This window comes from Jatrophihabitans cynanchi (assembly GCF_027247405.1).
GTDB classification, from domain to species: Bacteria; Actinomycetota; Actinomycetes; order Mycobacteriales; family Jatrophihabitantaceae; genus Jatrophihabitans_B; species Jatrophihabitans_B cynanchi.
Genome location: NZ_CP097463.1, coordinates 3,007,333 through 3,023,912, shown reverse-complemented (window position 1 = coordinate 3,023,912; position 16,580 = coordinate 3,007,333). Strand labels below are relative to the sequence as shown.

16 protein-coding genes and 1 tRNA gene are annotated in these 16,580 nt (G+C 71.6%); 7 read left to right on the top strand and 10 right to left on the bottom strand.

Annotated elements, in window-relative coordinates; genetic code table 11:
- Nucleotides 1-39: 39 nt before the first annotated feature.
- The 5 genes from sepX to M6B22_RS14770 are packed head-to-tail and all read right to left on the bottom strand — an operon-like array spanning nt 40 to nt 3,664.
- A complete protein-coding gene (gene sepX, locus M6B22_RS14785) occupies nt 40-717 on the bottom strand; it encodes a divisome protein SepX/GlpR (RefSeq protein ID WP_269442329.1) in 678 nt (225 codons plus the stop codon).
- A 42-nt stretch (nt 718-759) separates the two neighbouring features.
- Entirely contained in the window at nt 760-972 is a 213-nt protein-coding gene (locus M6B22_RS22240; protein WP_407935530.1) for a pentapeptide repeat-containing protein, read from the bottom strand.
- A complete protein-coding gene (locus M6B22_RS14780; protein ID WP_269442328.1) occupies nt 881-1,501 on the bottom strand; it encodes a GNAT family N-acetyltransferase in 621 nt (206 codons plus the stop codon). The genes M6B22_RS22240 and M6B22_RS14780 overlap by 92 nt, the downstream gene beginning before the upstream one ends.
- Before the next feature lie 3 nt (nt 1,502-1,504).
- Entirely contained in the window at nt 1,505-2,746 is a 1,242-nt protein-coding gene (gene glp, locus M6B22_RS14775; RefSeq protein ID WP_269442327.1) for a molybdotransferase-like divisome protein Glp, read from the bottom strand.
- Nucleotides 2,747-2,767: 21 nt separating this feature from the next.
- Nucleotides 2,768-3,664 (bottom strand): UTP--glucose-1-phosphate uridylyltransferase, encoded by an 897-nt coding sequence (locus M6B22_RS14770; RefSeq protein ID WP_269442326.1) that lies wholly within the window; start codon nt 3,662-3,664, stop codon nt 2,768-2,770.
- 49 nt (nt 3,665-3,713) lie between these two features.
- On the opposite strand from M6B22_RS14770, the gene M6B22_RS14765 reads away from it, so the two are divergent.
- Nucleotides 3,714-4,319, top strand: a complete 606-nt coding sequence (locus M6B22_RS14765; protein ID WP_269442325.1) for a 5-formyltetrahydrofolate cyclo-ligase — start codon at nt 3,714-3,716, stop codon at nt 4,317-4,319.
- Here the strand turns inward: M6B22_RS14765 and M6B22_RS14760 are convergent.
- On the bottom strand, nt 4,306-8,031 hold the full coding sequence (locus M6B22_RS14760) for a 5'-nucleotidase C-terminal domain-containing protein (RefSeq protein ID WP_269442324.1): 3,726 nt from the start codon (nt 8,029-8,031) through the stop codon (nt 4,306-4,308). The two genes, M6B22_RS14765 and M6B22_RS14760, sit on opposite strands and share 14 nt — an antisense overlap.
- A 314-nt stretch (nt 8,032-8,345) precedes the next feature.
- Here M6B22_RS14760 and M6B22_RS14755 point away from each other — a divergent pair, with 314 nt between their 5' ends.
- Together M6B22_RS14755 and M6B22_RS14750 are read left to right on the top strand one after the other, a co-directional pair.
- Nucleotides 8,346-8,756: an FmdB family zinc ribbon protein gene (locus M6B22_RS14755; RefSeq protein WP_269442323.1), complete on the top strand. Its 411-nt coding sequence runs from the start codon at nt 8,346-8,348 to the stop codon at nt 8,754-8,756.
- Nucleotides 8,757-8,946: 190 nt separating this feature from the next.
- Nucleotides 8,947-9,402 carry a large conductance mechanosensitive channel protein MscL gene (locus M6B22_RS14750; protein ID WP_269442322.1) on the top strand — a complete coding sequence of 152 codons (456 nt, stop codon included), beginning with the start codon at nt 8,947-8,949 and terminating at the stop codon, nt 9,400-9,402.
- 206 nt (nt 9,403-9,608) lie between these two features.
- On the opposite strand, the gene M6B22_RS14745 is transcribed toward M6B22_RS14750, so the two are convergent.
- From M6B22_RS14745 to moaC, 3 genes are read right to left on the bottom strand one after another with little or no spacing between them, the layout of a single operon-like run.
- Nucleotides 9,609-10,040 carry a molybdenum cofactor biosynthesis protein MoaE gene (locus M6B22_RS14745; protein ID WP_269442321.1) on the bottom strand — a complete coding sequence of 144 codons (432 nt, stop codon included), beginning with the start codon at nt 10,038-10,040 and terminating at the stop codon, nt 9,609-9,611.
- On the bottom strand, nt 10,037-10,534 hold the full coding sequence (locus M6B22_RS14740) for a MogA/MoaB family molybdenum cofactor biosynthesis protein (protein WP_407935529.1): 498 nt from the start codon (nt 10,532-10,534) through the stop codon (nt 10,037-10,039). The genes M6B22_RS14745 and M6B22_RS14740 overlap by 4 nt, the downstream gene beginning before the upstream one ends.
- Complete coding sequence (gene moaC / locus M6B22_RS14735) at nt 10,519-10,947, bottom strand: cyclic pyranopterin monophosphate synthase MoaC (RefSeq protein WP_331459816.1); 429 nt, start codon at nt 10,945-10,947, stop codon at nt 10,519-10,521. Before moaC ends, M6B22_RS14740 begins: the two co-directional genes overlap by 16 nt.
- Before the next feature lie 286 nt (nt 10,948-11,233).
- Between moaC and M6B22_RS14730 the strand changes: the two genes are divergently transcribed.
- Together M6B22_RS14730 and M6B22_RS14725 are read left to right on the top strand one after the other, a co-directional pair.
- Nucleotides 11,234-13,156 (top strand): putative Ig domain-containing protein, encoded by a 1,923-nt coding sequence (locus M6B22_RS14730; RefSeq protein WP_407935713.1) that lies wholly within the window; start codon nt 11,234-11,236, stop codon nt 13,154-13,156.
- 110 nt (nt 13,157-13,266) lie between these two features.
- Complete coding sequence (locus M6B22_RS14725; RefSeq protein ID WP_269442317.1) at nt 13,267-14,865, top strand: alpha/beta fold hydrolase; 1,599 nt, start codon at nt 13,267-13,269, stop codon at nt 14,863-14,865.
- A gap of 23 nt (nt 14,866-14,888) precedes the next feature.
- Here M6B22_RS14725 and M6B22_RS14720 read toward each other — a convergent pair whose 3' ends face one another.
- On the bottom strand, nt 14,889-15,164 hold the full coding sequence (locus M6B22_RS14720) for a hypothetical protein (RefSeq protein WP_269442316.1): 276 nt from the start codon (nt 15,162-15,164) through the stop codon (nt 14,889-14,891).
- 162 nt (nt 15,165-15,326) lie between these two features.
- Here M6B22_RS14720 and M6B22_RS14715 point away from each other — a divergent pair, with 162 nt between their 5' ends.
- Both M6B22_RS14715 and M6B22_RS14710 read left to right on the top strand, forming a co-directional pair.
- A complete protein-coding gene (locus M6B22_RS14715; protein ID WP_269442315.1) occupies nt 15,327-16,169 on the top strand; it encodes a hypothetical protein in 843 nt (280 codons plus the stop codon).
- A 338-nt stretch (nt 16,170-16,507) separates the two neighbouring features.
- Nucleotides 16,508-16,580, top strand: a tRNA-Arg gene (locus M6B22_RS14710).

Sequence of the window (16,580 nt, the reverse complement as noted above, 5' to 3'; positions counted from 1 at the left end):
ACCCGCGTCAACGCGGGCCGGAGTGAAGGATAACAGGGCTCAGGAGGCGCGCCGCTGGGTGGCCGCATGCAACGCGGCCTCCTCGTTGTAGACACCGGTCAGGTCGATGGTGTCCAGGTTGTGCAACTCGATGTCGTCGTCGTCGATGCGCACGAGCGACTCGGGGGCGTCCTCGAAGCGGTCCAGCTCCTCGGTCGCGTCGTAGCCGGCGCCGCGGCGGACCACCGCGTGCTGCAGCCGGTTCTCGCGCCGGTCGCGATCGCGCATCGCCTGGTTGCGCAGGAACATCAAGTAACCGCCCAGGCCGGCGGCGAAGGCGGCGAAGAGCAGCCAGAGCAGCCCGCCGGCGAGCAGGCCCAGGGCGGCGAACAACACGGTGCCCACGCCCAGGATGCCCAGCGAGCGCCGCCGGCGAGCCATCATCTGCATGCGCGCGGCGGACAGCTCCGAACGATCGACGGGGTACATCAGCGCCTCCTGGGCAGCGGGCACGGGACGGCGGGCGGGTGCGGCGGTGGCGACGCGGCGCTCGCGTGGGACGAAGATCTCGGGGCGCGCGTCGTCGCGTGCACCGCGGCCGAGGGCGCGCATCATCGCGCCGAAACCGGCGACCGAGCGCTCCCGGCGCCGCTCGTCGTTGCGGCGCACCAGCATCGGCACGACGACGATCAGCCAGAGGACGGCGAGCACGAACACCGTCATCATGGGAGACAGCACTTCGCACCTCCAGTCACACCAGTAACACGCCTCGCGAACACGCTAGCCAGGCGACGGCGTCCGGCCCGGCACCTCGCCCGGCGTGTCGACCAAAGGTTGAGGGTCAGCCTGGTCGAGATCAGCTCCGTCGAGATCAGCTCCGTCGAGATCAGCTCCGTCGAGATCAGCCGGGCGGGGGCGGCAACACCGGCAGCCGGGACAGCATGGTGCCCGACGCGGTCTCCTCGGCCGTGACCGCGAACGCGACGTGATCACGCCAGCCGCCGTCGATGTCCAGGTACCGCTCGTAGAAGCCCTCGCGCCGCAGCCGCAGCTTCTCGACCACGCGCAGGCTCGCGGCGTTCTCCGGCCGGATGTCCACCTCGACCCGGTGCAGCCCGACCGCGCCGAAGCAATGGTCGATCAGCAGTGCCAGCGCGGTGGGCGTGATGCCCCGGCCGGCGACCGCCGCGTCGACCCAGTAGCCGACCGTGCACGAACGCTGCGCCCCGTGCACCACGTTGGACGCATTCACCTGACCGACCAGCCGGCCGCCGTACAGCACCACGAACGGCAGCATCGTCCCGTGCCGGGCGGCCTTGTGCAGCGCCGAGTTCAGCGGGGCCCAGGCACCCGGCGAGTGACGTTCGGACCACGGTTGCGGCGCACTCGGTTCCCACGGCGCGAGCCACCGCTCGTTGCGCAGCCGCACCTCGCTCCACGCCCGCCCGTCGCGCAGTCGCGGCGCGCGCAGCTGCACCGGCCCGGCGGTCAACGTCGCCGGCCAGCCGGGATGGCGCGCCACGGCTCAGCGATTCGCCAGCAGCAGCGGGATCACCGTCACCCGCGACCCGGCCACCACCTCGGTCACCTCCTCGTCGATCACGACGAGGCAGTTGGACGAGGCCATCGAGGCGATCAGGTGCGAGCCGGCCCCGCCGACCAGCGACACGCTGTACCCGCCGGTCGCCTCGCGGTGCAACACGCCGCGGCGGTACTGTCGGATACCGGCCGGGCTGTCGACCCGCTCCAGCGCGACGGCCTGCACGGTCGCACGCTGCAGGTTGCGCTTGCCCAGCAGCTTGCGGATCGCCGGCCGGACGAACGCCTCGAAGGACACCAGCGCGCTGACCGGGTTGCCGGGCAGGCAGAAGATCGGTACCCGATCACCGAGGTGCCCGAAGCCCTGCGGCTTGCCGGGCTGCATCGCGATCCGGGTGAACTCGACGGTGCCCAGCTCCGACAGCGCCTGTTTGACGATGTCGAACGCCCCCATGCTGACGCCGCCGGTGGTCACCAGCACGTCGGCACGCAGCAACTGGCTCTCCAGCGCGTCCAGCAGCTTGGAATGATCGTCCGGGACGATGCCGATGCGCCGCGCGTCAGCACCGGCATCGCGCGCGGCCGCCGTCACCAGGTAGGAGTTCGAGTCGGTCACCTCGCCGAAGCTCGGCTTGTGCCCGACGTCGATCAGCTCGCTGCCGGTCGAGATCACCAGCACCCGCGGCCGCGGGCGGACGATCACGCGGTCGCGGCCGATCGCGGCGAGCAGGGCGAGTTGCTGCGGCCCGAGCGCGGCGCCGGCACCCAGCGCGGGTGCTCCGGCCGGCAGGTCCTCCCCCGCGCGGCGGACGCACTCGCCGGACTGCACCGGCCGGCGGATCGCCACCTTGGCCACCCCGCGGTCGGTGTCCTCCAGCGGGATGACCCCGTCGGCGCCCGCGGGGATCGGCGCGCCAGTCATGATCCGCATCGTCAGTCCCGGGCCCATCCCGGAGCGGGACGTCGCCCCGGCGGCCACGTCACCGACGACCGGCAGCACCACCGGATGCTCGGGGGTGGCGTCCCGGGTGTCCACCGCGCGCACCGCGTACCCGTCCATCGCCGAGTTGTCGAACCCGGGCAGCGGCACCTCGGTGCTGACGTTCTCGGCGAGCAGCAGCCCCTGCGCGTCGAGCAGGGTCAGCTCGATGGGGTCGATCGACCCCAGGCCGGCGAGCACGATCTCGAGCTGCTCGTCGACCGTGCGCAGGCGGGCATCTGCAGCCACGAATGTCCTCCCGGACGTGCGTCAGTGGGATCCCGAGACATACTCGCGCAGCCAGGCGCCGAAGTCCTCGCCGATCTGCGGGTGTTGCTGCGCGAGCTGCACGACTGCCTTCAGGTAGTCCAGCCGGTTGCCGGTGTCGTAGCGGCGGCCGCGGAACACCACGCCGTGCACCGGGACGCCCTCCTGGGCGAGCAGGCGCACCGCGTCGGTCACCTGGATCTCGCCCTTGGCCCCGGGCTCGGTGCGCTCCAGCGCGGGGAAGATCTCCGGCGGCAGCACGTACCGCCCGATGATCGCCAGCGTGCTGGGCGCCTCGTCCGGTGCGGGCTTCTCGACCAGATCGGCCACCGCGATCACGTCGCCGGTCATGTCCGCGCCGGGCGCCGGCGTGATGCAGCCGTACATCCCGACGTCGCGGCGCGGGACGTCGAGCAGGCCGAGGACCGCTCCGCCATGTTCGGCGTGCACGGCCAGCATGGCGCCCAGCAGGTCGTCACGCTCGTCGATCAGGTCATCGGGCAGCAGCACGGCGATCGGCTCGCCCGCCGCGAAGTCCGCCGCGTGCGCGATCGCGTCGCCCAGCCCGCGCGGCACCTGCTGTACGGCCTGGTGGAACCGCACCAACTCGCCGACCCGCCGGATCGCCGCCAGCGCGTCCTTGTCGCCGCTCTCCTCGAGCGCCGCCTCCAGGTCCGGGTGCGGCGCGAAGTAGTCGGCGATCTCGTCCTTGCCCGGGCCGAGCACCACCAGCAGGTCGGTCAGCCCGTTTCCGGCCGCCTCGGCGACGACGAACTCGATCGTCGGGGTGCTGACGATCGGGGCGAGTTCTTTCGGCACCACCTTGGTCAGCGGCAGGAACCGCGTCCCACGCCCGGCGGCGGGAATCACCGCCTTCGTGACGCGCTCGGTGCCATCCATGATTCGAGACTATTGCATCGCTCGCGCCGAGGTTGAGCACAATGGCGCCGTGGAGGCCAAGCAGCAGCTGCGCGAGAGGCTGCTGGCCGCGCGCCGGTCCCGTAGCTCGGACGAGCTCGCGATCGCCCGCGCCGGCGTGCGGAACGCGATCCGCGCGCACGCCGAGCAGGCCGGCTGGCGCTGCGTCGCCGGCTACCTGCCGCTGCGCACCGAACCCGGGTCGCTGGACGCGCTCGGGGACCTGCGGGCGCTCGGCGTGCGGGTGCTGGTGCCGGTCCTGCTCGCCGACCGCGACCTGACCTGGCTCGAATGGGACGGTGCCGAACGGGACGGTGCCGAACGGGACGGTGCCGAACGGGACGGTGCCGAACGGGATGGGGACGGCGCCACCGGCGCACCGCTCGGCGTGGCCGCGATCGCGACGGCCGACGCGGTGCTGGTGCCTGCGCTGGCCGTCGCCCGCGACGGCGTCCGGCTCGGGCGCGGCGGCGGCTCCTACGACCGCGCGCTGGCCCGGGTGCCGGCCGGGGTGCCCCGGATCGCGCTGCTGTTCGACGGCGAGCTGGTGGCCGAACTGCCGCGCGAGCCGTGGGACGAACCGGTCACGGCCGTGATCACCCCGTCCGGCCTGCGTAACCTGCCTACCCCTGCGTGATCCGCCCGTCCGTGCTGTAGCTGAACGGGTCGGGCAGGCCGCCGACGTAGCTGAGCAGCGGCTGCAGTTCCGAATCCGCGGTCTGCACGATGCTGCCCGCCGACTCCAGCACGGTGAACCCGTCGCCACCGCCGACCATGAACGAGTTCGCGGTGCCGGTGTACGTCTGCGACGTGTCGTTCGGGATCGGCTGCGTGTCGTCGCCCACCGGGCCGAGCCACACGCCGGTGATCGCGCCGCTGCCCTGGCTGCCGGAGTAGCTGAAGTGCAGCCCGGACACCTGCATGATGCCGCCGGTGCCCGCCGCCAGCTGCTGGTTCAGCAGCGCCCAGACCTGCGCGCCGGTCAGCGTGAACGTGTCGACGTAGTCGTCCTGGAACGGCTGCATGGTGAACAGGTCGCCGTACGTGACCGGTCCGGCAAGCAGCCCGGCACGAATGCTGCCGGTGTTCACGAACGCCAGTTGCGCGCCGGTGTACGAGCGCTGCGCGTCGGCCACCAGGTCACCGGCCGGCGACTCCCCCGCCGGCGTCGAGCCGCCCTCGCGTTGCGACGGGATGTCCGCCGACGCGTGGTTGATCACCTGCTGCGTGATCGGGTTCGTCGCGGTCACCGCGGCGTCCACGACCGCCTGCACCTGCGGGTCGGGCGGCACCGGCGTCGCGGCCGGATCGGTGCTCGCCGGCGGGAACGACGTCCAGACCGGGACGACGCGGCCCCAGGCGGCGCTGATCGTGCCGGCGCGCCTGTCGAGCAGCAACTGCACCTGGTCGAACGCGCGCGTGAACGAGGACGCCTGGATCACCAGGGCGTGCCCGACGCGCGTGTCGATCACGGTGTGGCTGTGCCCGGAGACCACGACCTTCACGGCCGGGTCGAGCGCCGCCGCGATGTCGTGGATGCGGCCGTTCACCGTGCCCACCGGGAAGCCGGACTGGCTGCCGCCCTCATGGATCACGACGACGAACGCGTGCACGCCCTTGTGCTGCAGCGTGTGCACGTAGCCGTTGATCGCGGTCGCCTCGTCCACGAAGTGCACGCCGCTCGTTCCGCCGGTGGTGACGATCGTCGGCGTGGTGATCGTGGTGGCGCCGATGAAGGCGACCCGCACACCGCCGATCTTCTCGATCCGGTACGGCGGCAGCAGCGGCTTGCCGGTCGCGTCGCTGATCACGTTGGCGTCGACGACCGGGTAGTCCAGCCCGCTGAACGTGATCGACGAGTCGATCGTGGACTGGCCGCCGTCGACCTGGCGCAGCATCTCGGTGACACCGCGGTCGAACTCATGGTTGCCGAGCGTCCCGAGGTCGATGCCCATCAGGTTCAGCGCGTCCAGCGTCGGCTTGTCGCGCAACAACGCCGACTCCGGCGGGCTGGCGCCGACCATGTCGCCCGCCTCGACGGTGAGCGTGTTGGGCGCACCGGCCCGGGCCCGCTCGAGGTAGGTGGCGAGCACGCCGATGCCGCCGGCCGCGTCCTTCACCCCGGTGTACGGGTCGGTGTAGCTGAGCCCCTTGCCGGTGATGTTGCCGTGGACGTCGTTGATGCCGAGCAACTGGCCGCTCACGTACCGGTGCCCGCCGCGGATGATGCTCGTCAGCACCCGGCCCTGCGCCTGCAGCGGCGGGTCGAAGCCGCCCAGCACGGCGAGGGTCGGCGCCAGGTCGACGGCGCGGACGCCGGCCAGGCTTCGGTCGTGCACGATGTCCGGGCCGCCGGCGACGAACGTGGCGTGCATGTTCACGTTGTGCCGCAGGTCGACGTCGTCGGGCAGGTAGCCGTGCTGGCCGAAGAACCGTGACGGTGCGACCAGCGTGCCGACCGTGGCCGCGTCGAACTGGTACGGCACCTTCGCGACGACGACGACGTCACCCGTGCGGGTCGGGTTCAGCGAGTCACTGCCGTCGACATCGGCCATCTGCGCCTTGGTGAACACCGCCTCGATGATCTTCTTGCCGGTGTTCGGGTCGCGCAGGTTCCGGTAGGCGTCGACGATCCGGTTCACCGTCGCCTGGTACTGCGCCGGGTCCAGGACGCCGTCCGGGTTGCGGCCCTTGACGTCGAGGTAGATCTGCGCGGTAGCGCCGGCCTCGCACTCCTTGGCGATCGTGCCTCCCGGCGCGCTGGCCGCGGCGGGCCGGCAGTTGCCGGTCTGCTCGACGTCCTGCAGGCCGAGCTGCTTGAGCGGCAGCGCGGCGTCGATGGCGTACCACTGCGGCGCGAAGCCGTGGTCGCTGCTGGCCAGGATGTCCGCGTTCGAACCGACCAGCGAACGGATCAGGCCGAGCCGCGAGTCGGCGTTGTGATAGGCCCCGATCAGGTAGCCGAGCCGTTGCGCCACCCGGTGATCGCGCGGGCCCGTTCCGGCCACCCGGTCGTAGTACGGGTTGCGAGTGCCGTCCGGTGCGGTCGGGGTGAGCAGGCCGAGGATCTGGTGGCTGACCTCGTCGGTCTCGTCGGTGCCGGCGAGCAGCACCTGGGTGTCCGGCTGCAGCGTGCCGAGCACGTAGCGCAGCACGGCCGAGTCGTACGCCTGGTTCAGTCCGACGGTCTGCTGGTACCAGGTGTCCTCGTCGATGATCCCGGCCTCCTCCGGAGCGAAGTCACCGAAGACCGCCGGGGGCAGGTTGTCGGCGAGGTACTTCGCCAGCCGGTCCTCGCCCGGCGCACCCGCGGGCAGCGCGTCGCAGGCGGCGATGGCGCAGTGCGCGTTGGGACGGGTCAGCGAGGTGAAGTACAGGCCGAAGTGCGACAGGTCGCCGGCCAGCTCGGTGACCTTGAGGTAGAAGCCGGTGCTCTCGCCGGCGGCGGTGCCGGTCAGGCCGTCCGCACCACGGAACTTCACCGCCTGGTACTGCCCTGGGACGAGCGTGGCGACCGCGTGCGCGCCGTCCTTGCTCGCGCCCGACGGCACGACGAGCACCCGGTCGTAGCCGTGCGAGCCGGATGCGTAGACGTACAGGTCGAAGGTGCGATCCGGGTTGAGCGAGGGTGATGTGGACTGCACGAGCAGGGTGGTCTGCTGCGCCGGATTGTGACTGGCCGGCACGTGCGTCCAGCCGGCCGCCGGGGTGAACGCGGCGACCTGGTAGGACAGCCCGAACGAGGCGGCCGAGGACTGCTTCGTCGCGTCCAGCGGGTAGTCGAGCACGCCGCGCTTGGAGTAGAAGGACGCGTAGTCGACGGTCGGGCCGGCGATGTTCGCGTTCAGCCCGCCGGTCCACTCGACCTGGGCGACCTTCTTGCCGGCCAGTTCGGCCGACGAGGCGACCGACTGCGCCTCCAGCACGTTGGTCGGATCGCTGCCCGGGCTGGCGCCGTTGCCGTGGAAGGAGAAGGAGATCGAACTGGTGAACGGCAGCCGGTTGTCGAAGAAGGTGTTGTTGGTGCTGCCGTGCACGCCCGGCCACGCGCCGGTGGCGAGCGTGTACCAGCCCTGCCCGGTGTTCGGCGGGAAGCCCTGGGTCAGCCCGTTCTGGCCGGTGACGCCGGCCCGCATCAGGCCGGCGTAGGTGGGCATCGAGCCACCGGCCGCGAACAGTTGCATGAGGTCCGGCCGCATGCCGTCGGAGGAGTAGAGCACCACCGGATGGCTGCCGGACGAGTGCCCCCTGTGCTGGGCGGGATGGGCCGATGCTGCGGCCGGGACGGCCAGGGTCAGGCCGGCGGCGGTGGTGATGCTGGTCAGGACGGCGAGCAGACGACGTGGCACGCGGCACCTCACTGGCTGAGACGGATCAGCTGATGGGTGGTCGGGCTGGCGGCGGTCGGGTAGCGGCGTGCCGGGAGTCGACCGTGCCTCAGCGTGGACCCGGCTGGCCGCGGCAGTCAATGCGCAGGTTCACCGCATTTGCCTCGCCGGGTTGGCGGATCTTGCCCGGATTTCGCTCGCGGGACGCCGCCGGCCGACTGGACGGGGAATAGGCCCATCAGCGACGATGGTTAGCAGTCGTAGAGTGCGAGTGCCAATGCCGGCGTTCGGCCGGGTGGGCACAACGCACAGGACAGCTCCGGAGGACCACCGCAATGCCCACCTACCAGTACGCCTGCACCAGCGCCGACTGCCGCAACGAGTTCGAGCTCGTGCAGTCGTTCACCGACCCGGCCGCCAGCGAATGCCCCAGCTGCGGCGGACCGGTCCGCAAGGTGTTCTCCGCGGTAGGCGTGGTGTTCAAGGGCTCGGGCTTCTATCGCACCGACAGCCGCAAGTCCGGTGCGTCCAGCGACGGTGGCGGCCGGTCGGAGAAGTCGGACGAGAAGTCCGGCGACACGTCCGCGGCCAAGACCAGCGCCAAGGCCGCGTCGTCCTCGTCGTCCTCATCCTCGTCATCCTCATCCTCGTCATCGTCCTCGTCGGACTCCGGCTCGGGTGGCTCCGCGAACGGCGCGGCGAAGAGCGCGCCGAGTTCGGCCGGCAAGGCCGCGGCCCCGGCCTGAGACCGCCACCCGATCCGCCACCCGATCCGCCACCCGATCCGCCACCCGATCCGCCACCCGATCCGCCACCCGATCCGCCACCCGCCCGGCAGCCGAGCCGCGCCGGTGCTCGCCGTTCGGGACAGATGCCCCTAGCATCGCGACCACGGCATCGTGCCGCGAGATCGAAGCGGAACAGGGGTGTTGCACCATGCTGAAGGGGTTCAAGAACTTCCTGATGCGCGGGGACGTCATCGTCATTGCGGTCGGCCTGGTCGTCGCCCTCGCATTCAGCGGCCTGATCAAGGCGTTCACCGACTTCATCATCAACCCGCTGATCGCCGCGGCGCAGGGGGGACAGGCCATCGGCCTCGGCGTGCAGCTCGGCGACAAGGGCAACAAGTCCACCTTCATGGACTTCGGTCAGTTCATCTCCGCCGTCATCTACTTCGTCGTCTTCATGGCGGTCGTGTACTTCCTGATCGTGCTGCCCTACAAGGGCATCATGGCGCGGCAGGGCAAGACCGTGTTCGGTGATCCGGCGCCGACCGCGACCTGCCCGGCGTGCCTGTCGGACGACCTGCCGATCGGCGCGTCCAAGTGCAAGTACTGCGCCAGCGACCTGCCGACCGCGCCGCAGACAGGCGCGACGACACCCGGCCTGTAGGCCTGCGCAGACGCGCCGTCTGCGCTACCCGTGATGCGGCGGACGCTGCTCGCGGTACCACTCGGCGTCGCGTTCAGCTGAGCGCGACCGGTCGCCCCAGGCCTCGTCCCGCTCGGACTCCGCTACGCGCGGCAGCACCGGATCGTCATTGCGGCCGCGCGGCTTTCGGGTCGGCTGCTGGGCTTCGGTGCCGTGCTCACCTGCGGTCACGGGCAATTGACCCACTCGTCGGTGCCGTCGGCGAAGGTCTGCCGCTTCCAGATCGGCAACCGGTGCTTGACCTCCTCGACGAGCCGGCCGCAGATCGCGAACGCCTCGTGCCGGTGTGCCGTCGACACCGCGGCCACCAGCGCGGCATCGCCGATCTGCAGCGTCCCCAGCCGGTGGCTCACCGCGAGGCCGAGCACCCCGGCGTCGGCCTCGATCTCGGCGACGATCGCCTCCAGCACGTCCTGCGCGCTCGGGTGGCCCTGATACTCCAGCTCGGTGACCACCCGGCCGTGGTCGGTGTCGCGAACGACACCGCAGAACACCACGGTCGCCCCCGCGCCCGGCCGCGCGGCGGCCGCCTCGTGTGCGGCCACGTCCAGTGGCGCCTGGCTGATCTCGACCAGCCGGGTGGTCGTCGTCTCGTTCATACTCCGCCTCCGGGTCGGTGGTCGCCGCCGCCGAGCTGGTCGACGGCGTGCGCGGCCAGCGGCGCCAGCACGGCGTACCCGTCCCGCACGCCGCCGGGCGAGCCCGGGAGCGTCACCACCAGCGTGCGGCCGATCGCCCCGGCCACCCCGCGCGAGAGCACCGACGTCGGTACCTTGGCCGCGGACGCGAGCCGGATCTGCTCGGCGATGCCGGGGATCTCCCGCTCCAGCAGTGGCCGCACGGCCTCGGGCGTGACGTCGGTCGGGGTCAGCCCGGTCCCGCCGTTGGTGATGACGACGTCGGCGACGGCGCACGCCTCGCCGACCGCGACGCGGATCGCGTCCACCTGGTCCGGCACCACCGTGCGCAGCACGATGTCGTGGCCGTCGGCGCCGAAGAGGTCGACCAGCAGCTGCCCCGAGTCGTCGGCGCGCTCGCCGGCCGCCGACCGGTTCGAGCAGGTGATCACGGCAACCTTCACGCCCGCGTCCATTCGCCGCTGCGCCCGCCGGCCTTCGTCTGCAGCTGGACGTCGGTGAGCTGCGCACCACGGTCAACTGCCTTGACCATGTCGTAGAGCGCCAGCCCGGTGACCACGACCGAGGTGAGCGCCTCCATCTCCACGCCGGTGCGGTCGGCGGTGCGGGTGGTGGCGGTGATCTCCACACAGTCGGCCCCGAGCGCCAACTCGACGCTCACCCCGTGCAGCGCCACCGGGTGGCACAGCGGGACGAGGTCGGGCGTGCGCTTCGCCGCAGCGATGCCGGCGATCCGCGCGACGGCCAGCGCGTCGCCCTTGGGCAGCCCGTCGCGGCGCAGCAGTTCGATCACCGCCGGCGTCGTGTGGAACCGGCCGGTCGCGGTGGCGGTGCGGGTGGTGACGTCCTTTCCGGACACGTCGACCATGCGCGCCGCGCCGTGCTCGTCCAGGTGCGTCAGCTCCACAGGCCGAGCCTAGCCAACCGGCAGCGACGGCGGTTGCGGCCGCGTACCTGTGCACGAGCCGTGAAATCCGTCAAGCGGCGTGTTCCTGCACGGCCACAACCTGACATTTCGGACAGCGCCCTACCGGCCGTTCACGGGCCTACGTTCCTCGCAGGCTCCCGCAGACGTGAGCCATCACTTACAAGGAGGCACCGTGAACGTTGCTCAACGGGGGCTGACCGTCCTCGTCGGCGGCACCGCACTCGCGATGGCCCTGTCGATCCCGGCGTCGGCACAACCGGTGTCGTCCGGATCAACGGGCATGAAGATCGTGGACAGCTGCAACCAGGACGTCGGGCCCGGCCACTACACCTGCTTCGCCGAGCGCCGCGGCGACCTCGGCTTCACGCCGCGGGCCCACTTCAGCGCCAACCCGGACGCCACCCCGAGCGGCTACGGGCCGAGCAGCCTGCTGAGTGCCTACAACCTGCCGGCGAGCGGTGGCAGCGGGCAGCGCGTCTACGTCGTCGACGCCTACGACGACCCGAACGCCGAGTCCGACCTGGCCGCCTACCGTTCGCAGTACGGCCTGCCCGCCTGCACGACGTCCAACGGCTGCTTCAGGAAGCTGAACCAGAACGGGCAGAGCAGCCCGATGCCGGCCGCCGACAGCGGCTGGGCCGGGGAGATCTCGCTCGACCTGGACATGGTGTCGGCGATCTGCCCGGACTGCGGCATCACCCTGATCGAGGCGAACGACGCCTCGGACAACCTGTTCGTCGCGGTCAAGGAGGCCGCCACCCTCGGCGCGAAGTTCGTCTCGATGAGCTGGGGCGGCGGCGAATCCGGCAGTGAGGCGAGCTACGACTCGCAGTACTTCCAGTCCTCCGGCGTCGTCTACACGGCCTCGACCGGTGACGGCGCGTACTCCGCCGGCGTGATCTACCCGGCGACCTCGCCGCGCGTGGTGGCCGTCGGTGGTACCGCGCTGCACACCGCGTCCAACAGCCGCGGCTGGAGCGAGTCGGTGTGGAAGACGAACAGCACCGAAGGAACCGGCTCGGGCTGCTCGAGCGATGAGGCCAAGCCCTCGTGGCAGAGCGTGGTGTCGAGCTCGGTGTGCAGCCGTCGTGCCGACTCGGACGTCTCGGCAGTGGCTGACCCGGCGACCGGCGTCGCGGTGTACCAGACCTACGGCGGCAGCGGTTGGGCCGTGTACGGCGGGACGAGCGCGTCGGCGCCGATCATCGCGTCGGTGTACGCGCTCGCCGGCACGCCGTCCGCGTCCACGCAGCCTGGCTCGCTGCCCTACGCGCACACCGGCAACCTGAACGACGTCACCAGCGGCAACAACGGCACGTGCTCGCCGTCGCTGCTGTGCACCGCGGCAGCCGGCTGGGACGGCCCGACCGGGCTGGGTACGCCGAACGGGCTGGTCGCCTTCGGCGGCGCCGGCGGTGGCGGTACCGGCAACACGGTCACCGTCACCAACCCCGGTTCGCACACCGGCACCGTCGGCACCGCGACCAGCCTGCAGGTCAGCGCGTCCGACTCCGGCGGCCTGGCGCTGACCTACTCGGCGAGCGGTCTGCCGGGCGGCTTGTCGATCAACGCCTCGTCCGGGCTGATCTCGGGCACGCCGTCGGCGGCCGGCACGTTCAGCACGACCGTCACCGCGAAGGACAGCACGAACGCATCCGGCAGCGCGACGTTCACCTGGACGATCTCGTCCTCCGGCGGTGGCGGGTGTTCCGGGCAGGTGCTGAAGAACCCGGGCTTCGAGTCCGGTACGGCGAACTGGACGCAGACCAGCGGTGTGATCAACACCGACGGCGCCTACTCGCACGCCGGGAGCGGCTACGCGTGGCTGGACGGGTACGGCAGCAGCCACACCGACACGCTCTCGCAGGCGGTCACCATTCCCGCGGGCTGCACGGCGTCGCTGTCGTACTACCTGTGGATCGACAGCAACGAGGGCACCGGCACCGCGTACGACAAGCTGACGGTGACGGCGAACGGGACGCGCGTGCAGTCGTTCTCGAACGTCAACCAGGGTTCGGGTTACGTCAGGCGCACGGTGAGCCTGTCCGCGTACGCCGGCACGACCGTCACGATCAAGTGGACCGGCACCGAGGACTCCTCGCTCGCCACGTCCTTCCTGATCGACGACACGGCGCTGACGCTGGGATAGCCGATTCCTCACGCCGGGACAGCCCGTTCACAGCCTGGCATCGGACGATCGGTGGGCGGGCCGCCTCGAGAGGCGGCCCGCCCACTTGTCCCGGCACAATGGACCGCCTGATGCGAATCCGATCCCCGCGGTGGCTCGCGCTCGCCGTTGTCGCCGTGGCGGCCGTACTCACCGGCGTGCTGGTGGTCGTGCTGCACCGCTCCGGCTCGTCCGGCTCACCGGCGGCCGGCCGGGTCGAGACCAGGACGATCGCGGGCACCGGCGGCGTCGAGCTCTCGGCCATCAGCTACGTGCCCTCGGGCACGGGGCGGTTTCCGCTGATCGTGATGCCGGGCAGCTGGGGCTCGCACGCGAGCGAGTACCAGTACGTCGCGGCCGGCTTCCAGGCGCTCGGCTTCGCGGTGGTCAGCTACGCCCAGCGCGGCTTCGGCGGCTCGGGCGGGCTGATCGACCTGGCCGGCCCGGCGACGGTATCGGACGTGAGCCGGGTGATCGACTGGGCGCTGGCGCACCTGCCGGCGGACGAGGGCGCGGTCGGCCTGCTCGGTGCCTCGTACGGCGGCGGCGTCTCGCTGCTCGCGGCCGAACACGACGCGCGGGTGAAGGCGGTGGTCTCCTTCAGCGGCTGGACAGACCTGGCGCAGGCCCTCGCGCCGGGCAACACGCCCAGCAAGCAGTCGTACGCGTCGCTGTTCCGCCCGCTGCCGGCGAGTGCGTTCAGCCCTGAGGTGCGCGCGCTCGTCGCCGACCTCGCGGCGGGAAAGGCGGCAGCGGCCGACGGTTCGTACCGCGCCCTGTCGGCAACGCGCTCGGCCATCGCGGAGGTGGCTGCCCTCGGCAGGCACGGCACCGCGGTGATGCTCGGCGACACCTACGAGGACTCGCTGCTGCCGCCCGCCGCGGTGGTGCCGTTCTTCGACGCGCTCACCGCCCCGAAGCGGCTCGAGCTCGCGGCAGGCGACCACTCGGGTTCGGCCCTCGCCGGGCTGCAGGGCCACAAGAGCGCCCTGTGGCAGAACGCCGGACGGTGGATGGGGCACTACCTGCGCGGTGACCACAACTCGATCACCGGCGCCGACCCGGTGCAGTTGCAGGACGTCGCGACCGGGCAGGTGCACGGCTACCGCAGCTGGCAGGCAGCGGGCAAGGACACCGCGTTCTCACTGGGCGATCCGGCGCGGGGCAATCCGGCGCGGGGCAATCCGGCATACGGCGGCACGGTGGGCACGTCGGCGGCGGCGTGGACGTACCCGGTTGCCGCGGGAGTCGCGACCGCGGCCGATGCCGGACCGGAGCAGTACTCCACCGGTACCGCCTACCGGCAGCCGACGCTGTCGCTACCGGTGTCCGCGCCGGACGGAGCCGCGATCTGGTCGGCGCCGGCGGCGACCGCTTCGGTCACGGTGAACGGGATCGCGCAGGTGCGGTTGGCGCTTCGCACGAGCGCGTCGGCTGTCTCGCTGTTCGGCTACCTCTACGACGTCGGCACCGGCGGGTCGGGGCGGTTGATGACGCATGGTGCGATCACCGTCGCCGGCACCGCGCGGGCCGCGACCATCGCGCTGCAGCCGATCTCGTGGACGCTCGCTCCTGGACACCAGCTCGCGCTCGTGGTGGACACGGTCGATGCGCGCTACTTCGGGCAGAGCGTGCCGGGCAGCACGGTGACACTGGCGTCGCCGGCGACCCTCACCGTCCCGGTCGGCTAGCCTGCCGTCCGCCGGTCAGCTGGTCAGCTGGTCAGCTTGAGCAGCGCGGCCGGCTGCGGCTCGCGCGCGGCCAGGGCACCGGCGACCTCGCGGTACTCGGTGCCGGTGATCATGCCGGCGAGCAGGTCGTCGGTCACGGCGCGTTCGGCGGCGAGCGGGGTCAGCGACTCGTCGCCGAGGGCGATCAGACCCAGCAGTTGCGGGTCGGTCGCGTGCCACGAGGCGCTCAGCGCGCACAGCACGGCGACGAGCGCGACGGCTCCGCCGACGGACCCGAGCATCACCAGCAGATACGTCACTTCGCGCTCCCCGTCGTCGCCGAACGTAGGTCAGATGCCCTTACATCGGCCGGCCGGAGGCGAACTTGAGGAACAATCCGCTCCGGCCGCGGGATGTAGCGGCGAGCCCGGTATCGAGCGAGCCCGCCTCAGCTTCGCGCGGCGTGGGCCGATTGGTCCCAGGTGTTCGGTCGACGTGCCCAGCAGCGCGTCCCCGTCGAGCCACCGGCGGCCGAGGGAGACGAGCTGCTCAGCGATGCCGATTCGCCGCCGGAACAGCGCGTCGACGGTCCAACGCTCGGCGCGGCGCTGGCGCAGGCCGACCTGCTGTGGGACGCGCCGCGTCCTGGCGAGGCGCAGCCCGGCCTCACCGCCGTGTTCGGCGGCTTCCCGCCCGCGTCGCTGATCGGCGTCCGGCTGTGGCCGGTGCTGGTCCGCCCGCACGGGGCTGCCGTGTTGGTGCTCGCCGACGTCCGGCACCAGGTGCACGTCGTCGTCGAGGTAGCGAGCGCGATCGACGGGCAGACACCGCGGCCGAAGTGGGTGTCAGCGGCGTCGATCAGTCACGGCACGCGGTTACCCGGCAGCGTCGAACTGTGGCGGCACTGGGCGATCGAGCTCAGCGATCACGCGCCGCACGAGTGGTCCGCCGGATGCGACGGCCACAACCACCTGCCGCGCCCCAATGCGCAGGGGCACCTGGTCACCGCGATCCCGCAGCACGACGCGTGGGTGATGAGCCGCACTTGGCTGCCCGGCGAGCTGGTCGTCCCGTCGGTGACGGACGTCCGCTGGCTGGTGCTCAGCGCGTCCGACCGGCCGCTGAAGGAGCGCGAGCCGCAAGTGCGCAGCCGCTGGGACGCGGTGTCGTACGCCGACCTCGCCGGCGCGCTCGCCGCCCGCTACGCCGACACCGCGCTGCCCGATGCGGTCGCCGCCGTGCTCGAACTGCTGCCGCCCGACCTGCTGCGCACCGATCCGGGCGTCCTCGATCGGACAATCTTGGACCAGACAGCCTTCGACTAGACGACTTTTCGACTAGGTTGACGTTCCCGCCCAGGGCCACGCCGGCACTGCTTCGGCCGGCTTTCCGGGTTCGGTGGTGGTGTTGCACCGGACATCGGGGTCTGCAGGCGTTCTTGCCAGCAGACCCCGATCACGAGGGCTCTATGGGTACCGATCACCGCTCGTCCGCTCTGCCTGCTCTGCCCGGTCACCACCGGGAATTCGGCGATCGACCGCTCGTGGGACACTGGGCACGGCGGCTCGGCACCTCACGGAGCGGTCCGAGCACCTGTCAGCCGGAGCGTTGCACCCGGGCTTTCGGGAGCACGGAGTTGCCGCCACTGTTGGTTTCGGTCCCCGCCCTCGTAGCTCAGGGGATAGAGCGCCGGACTCCTAAGCCGGGCGTCGCAGGTTCGAATCCTGCCGGGGGCA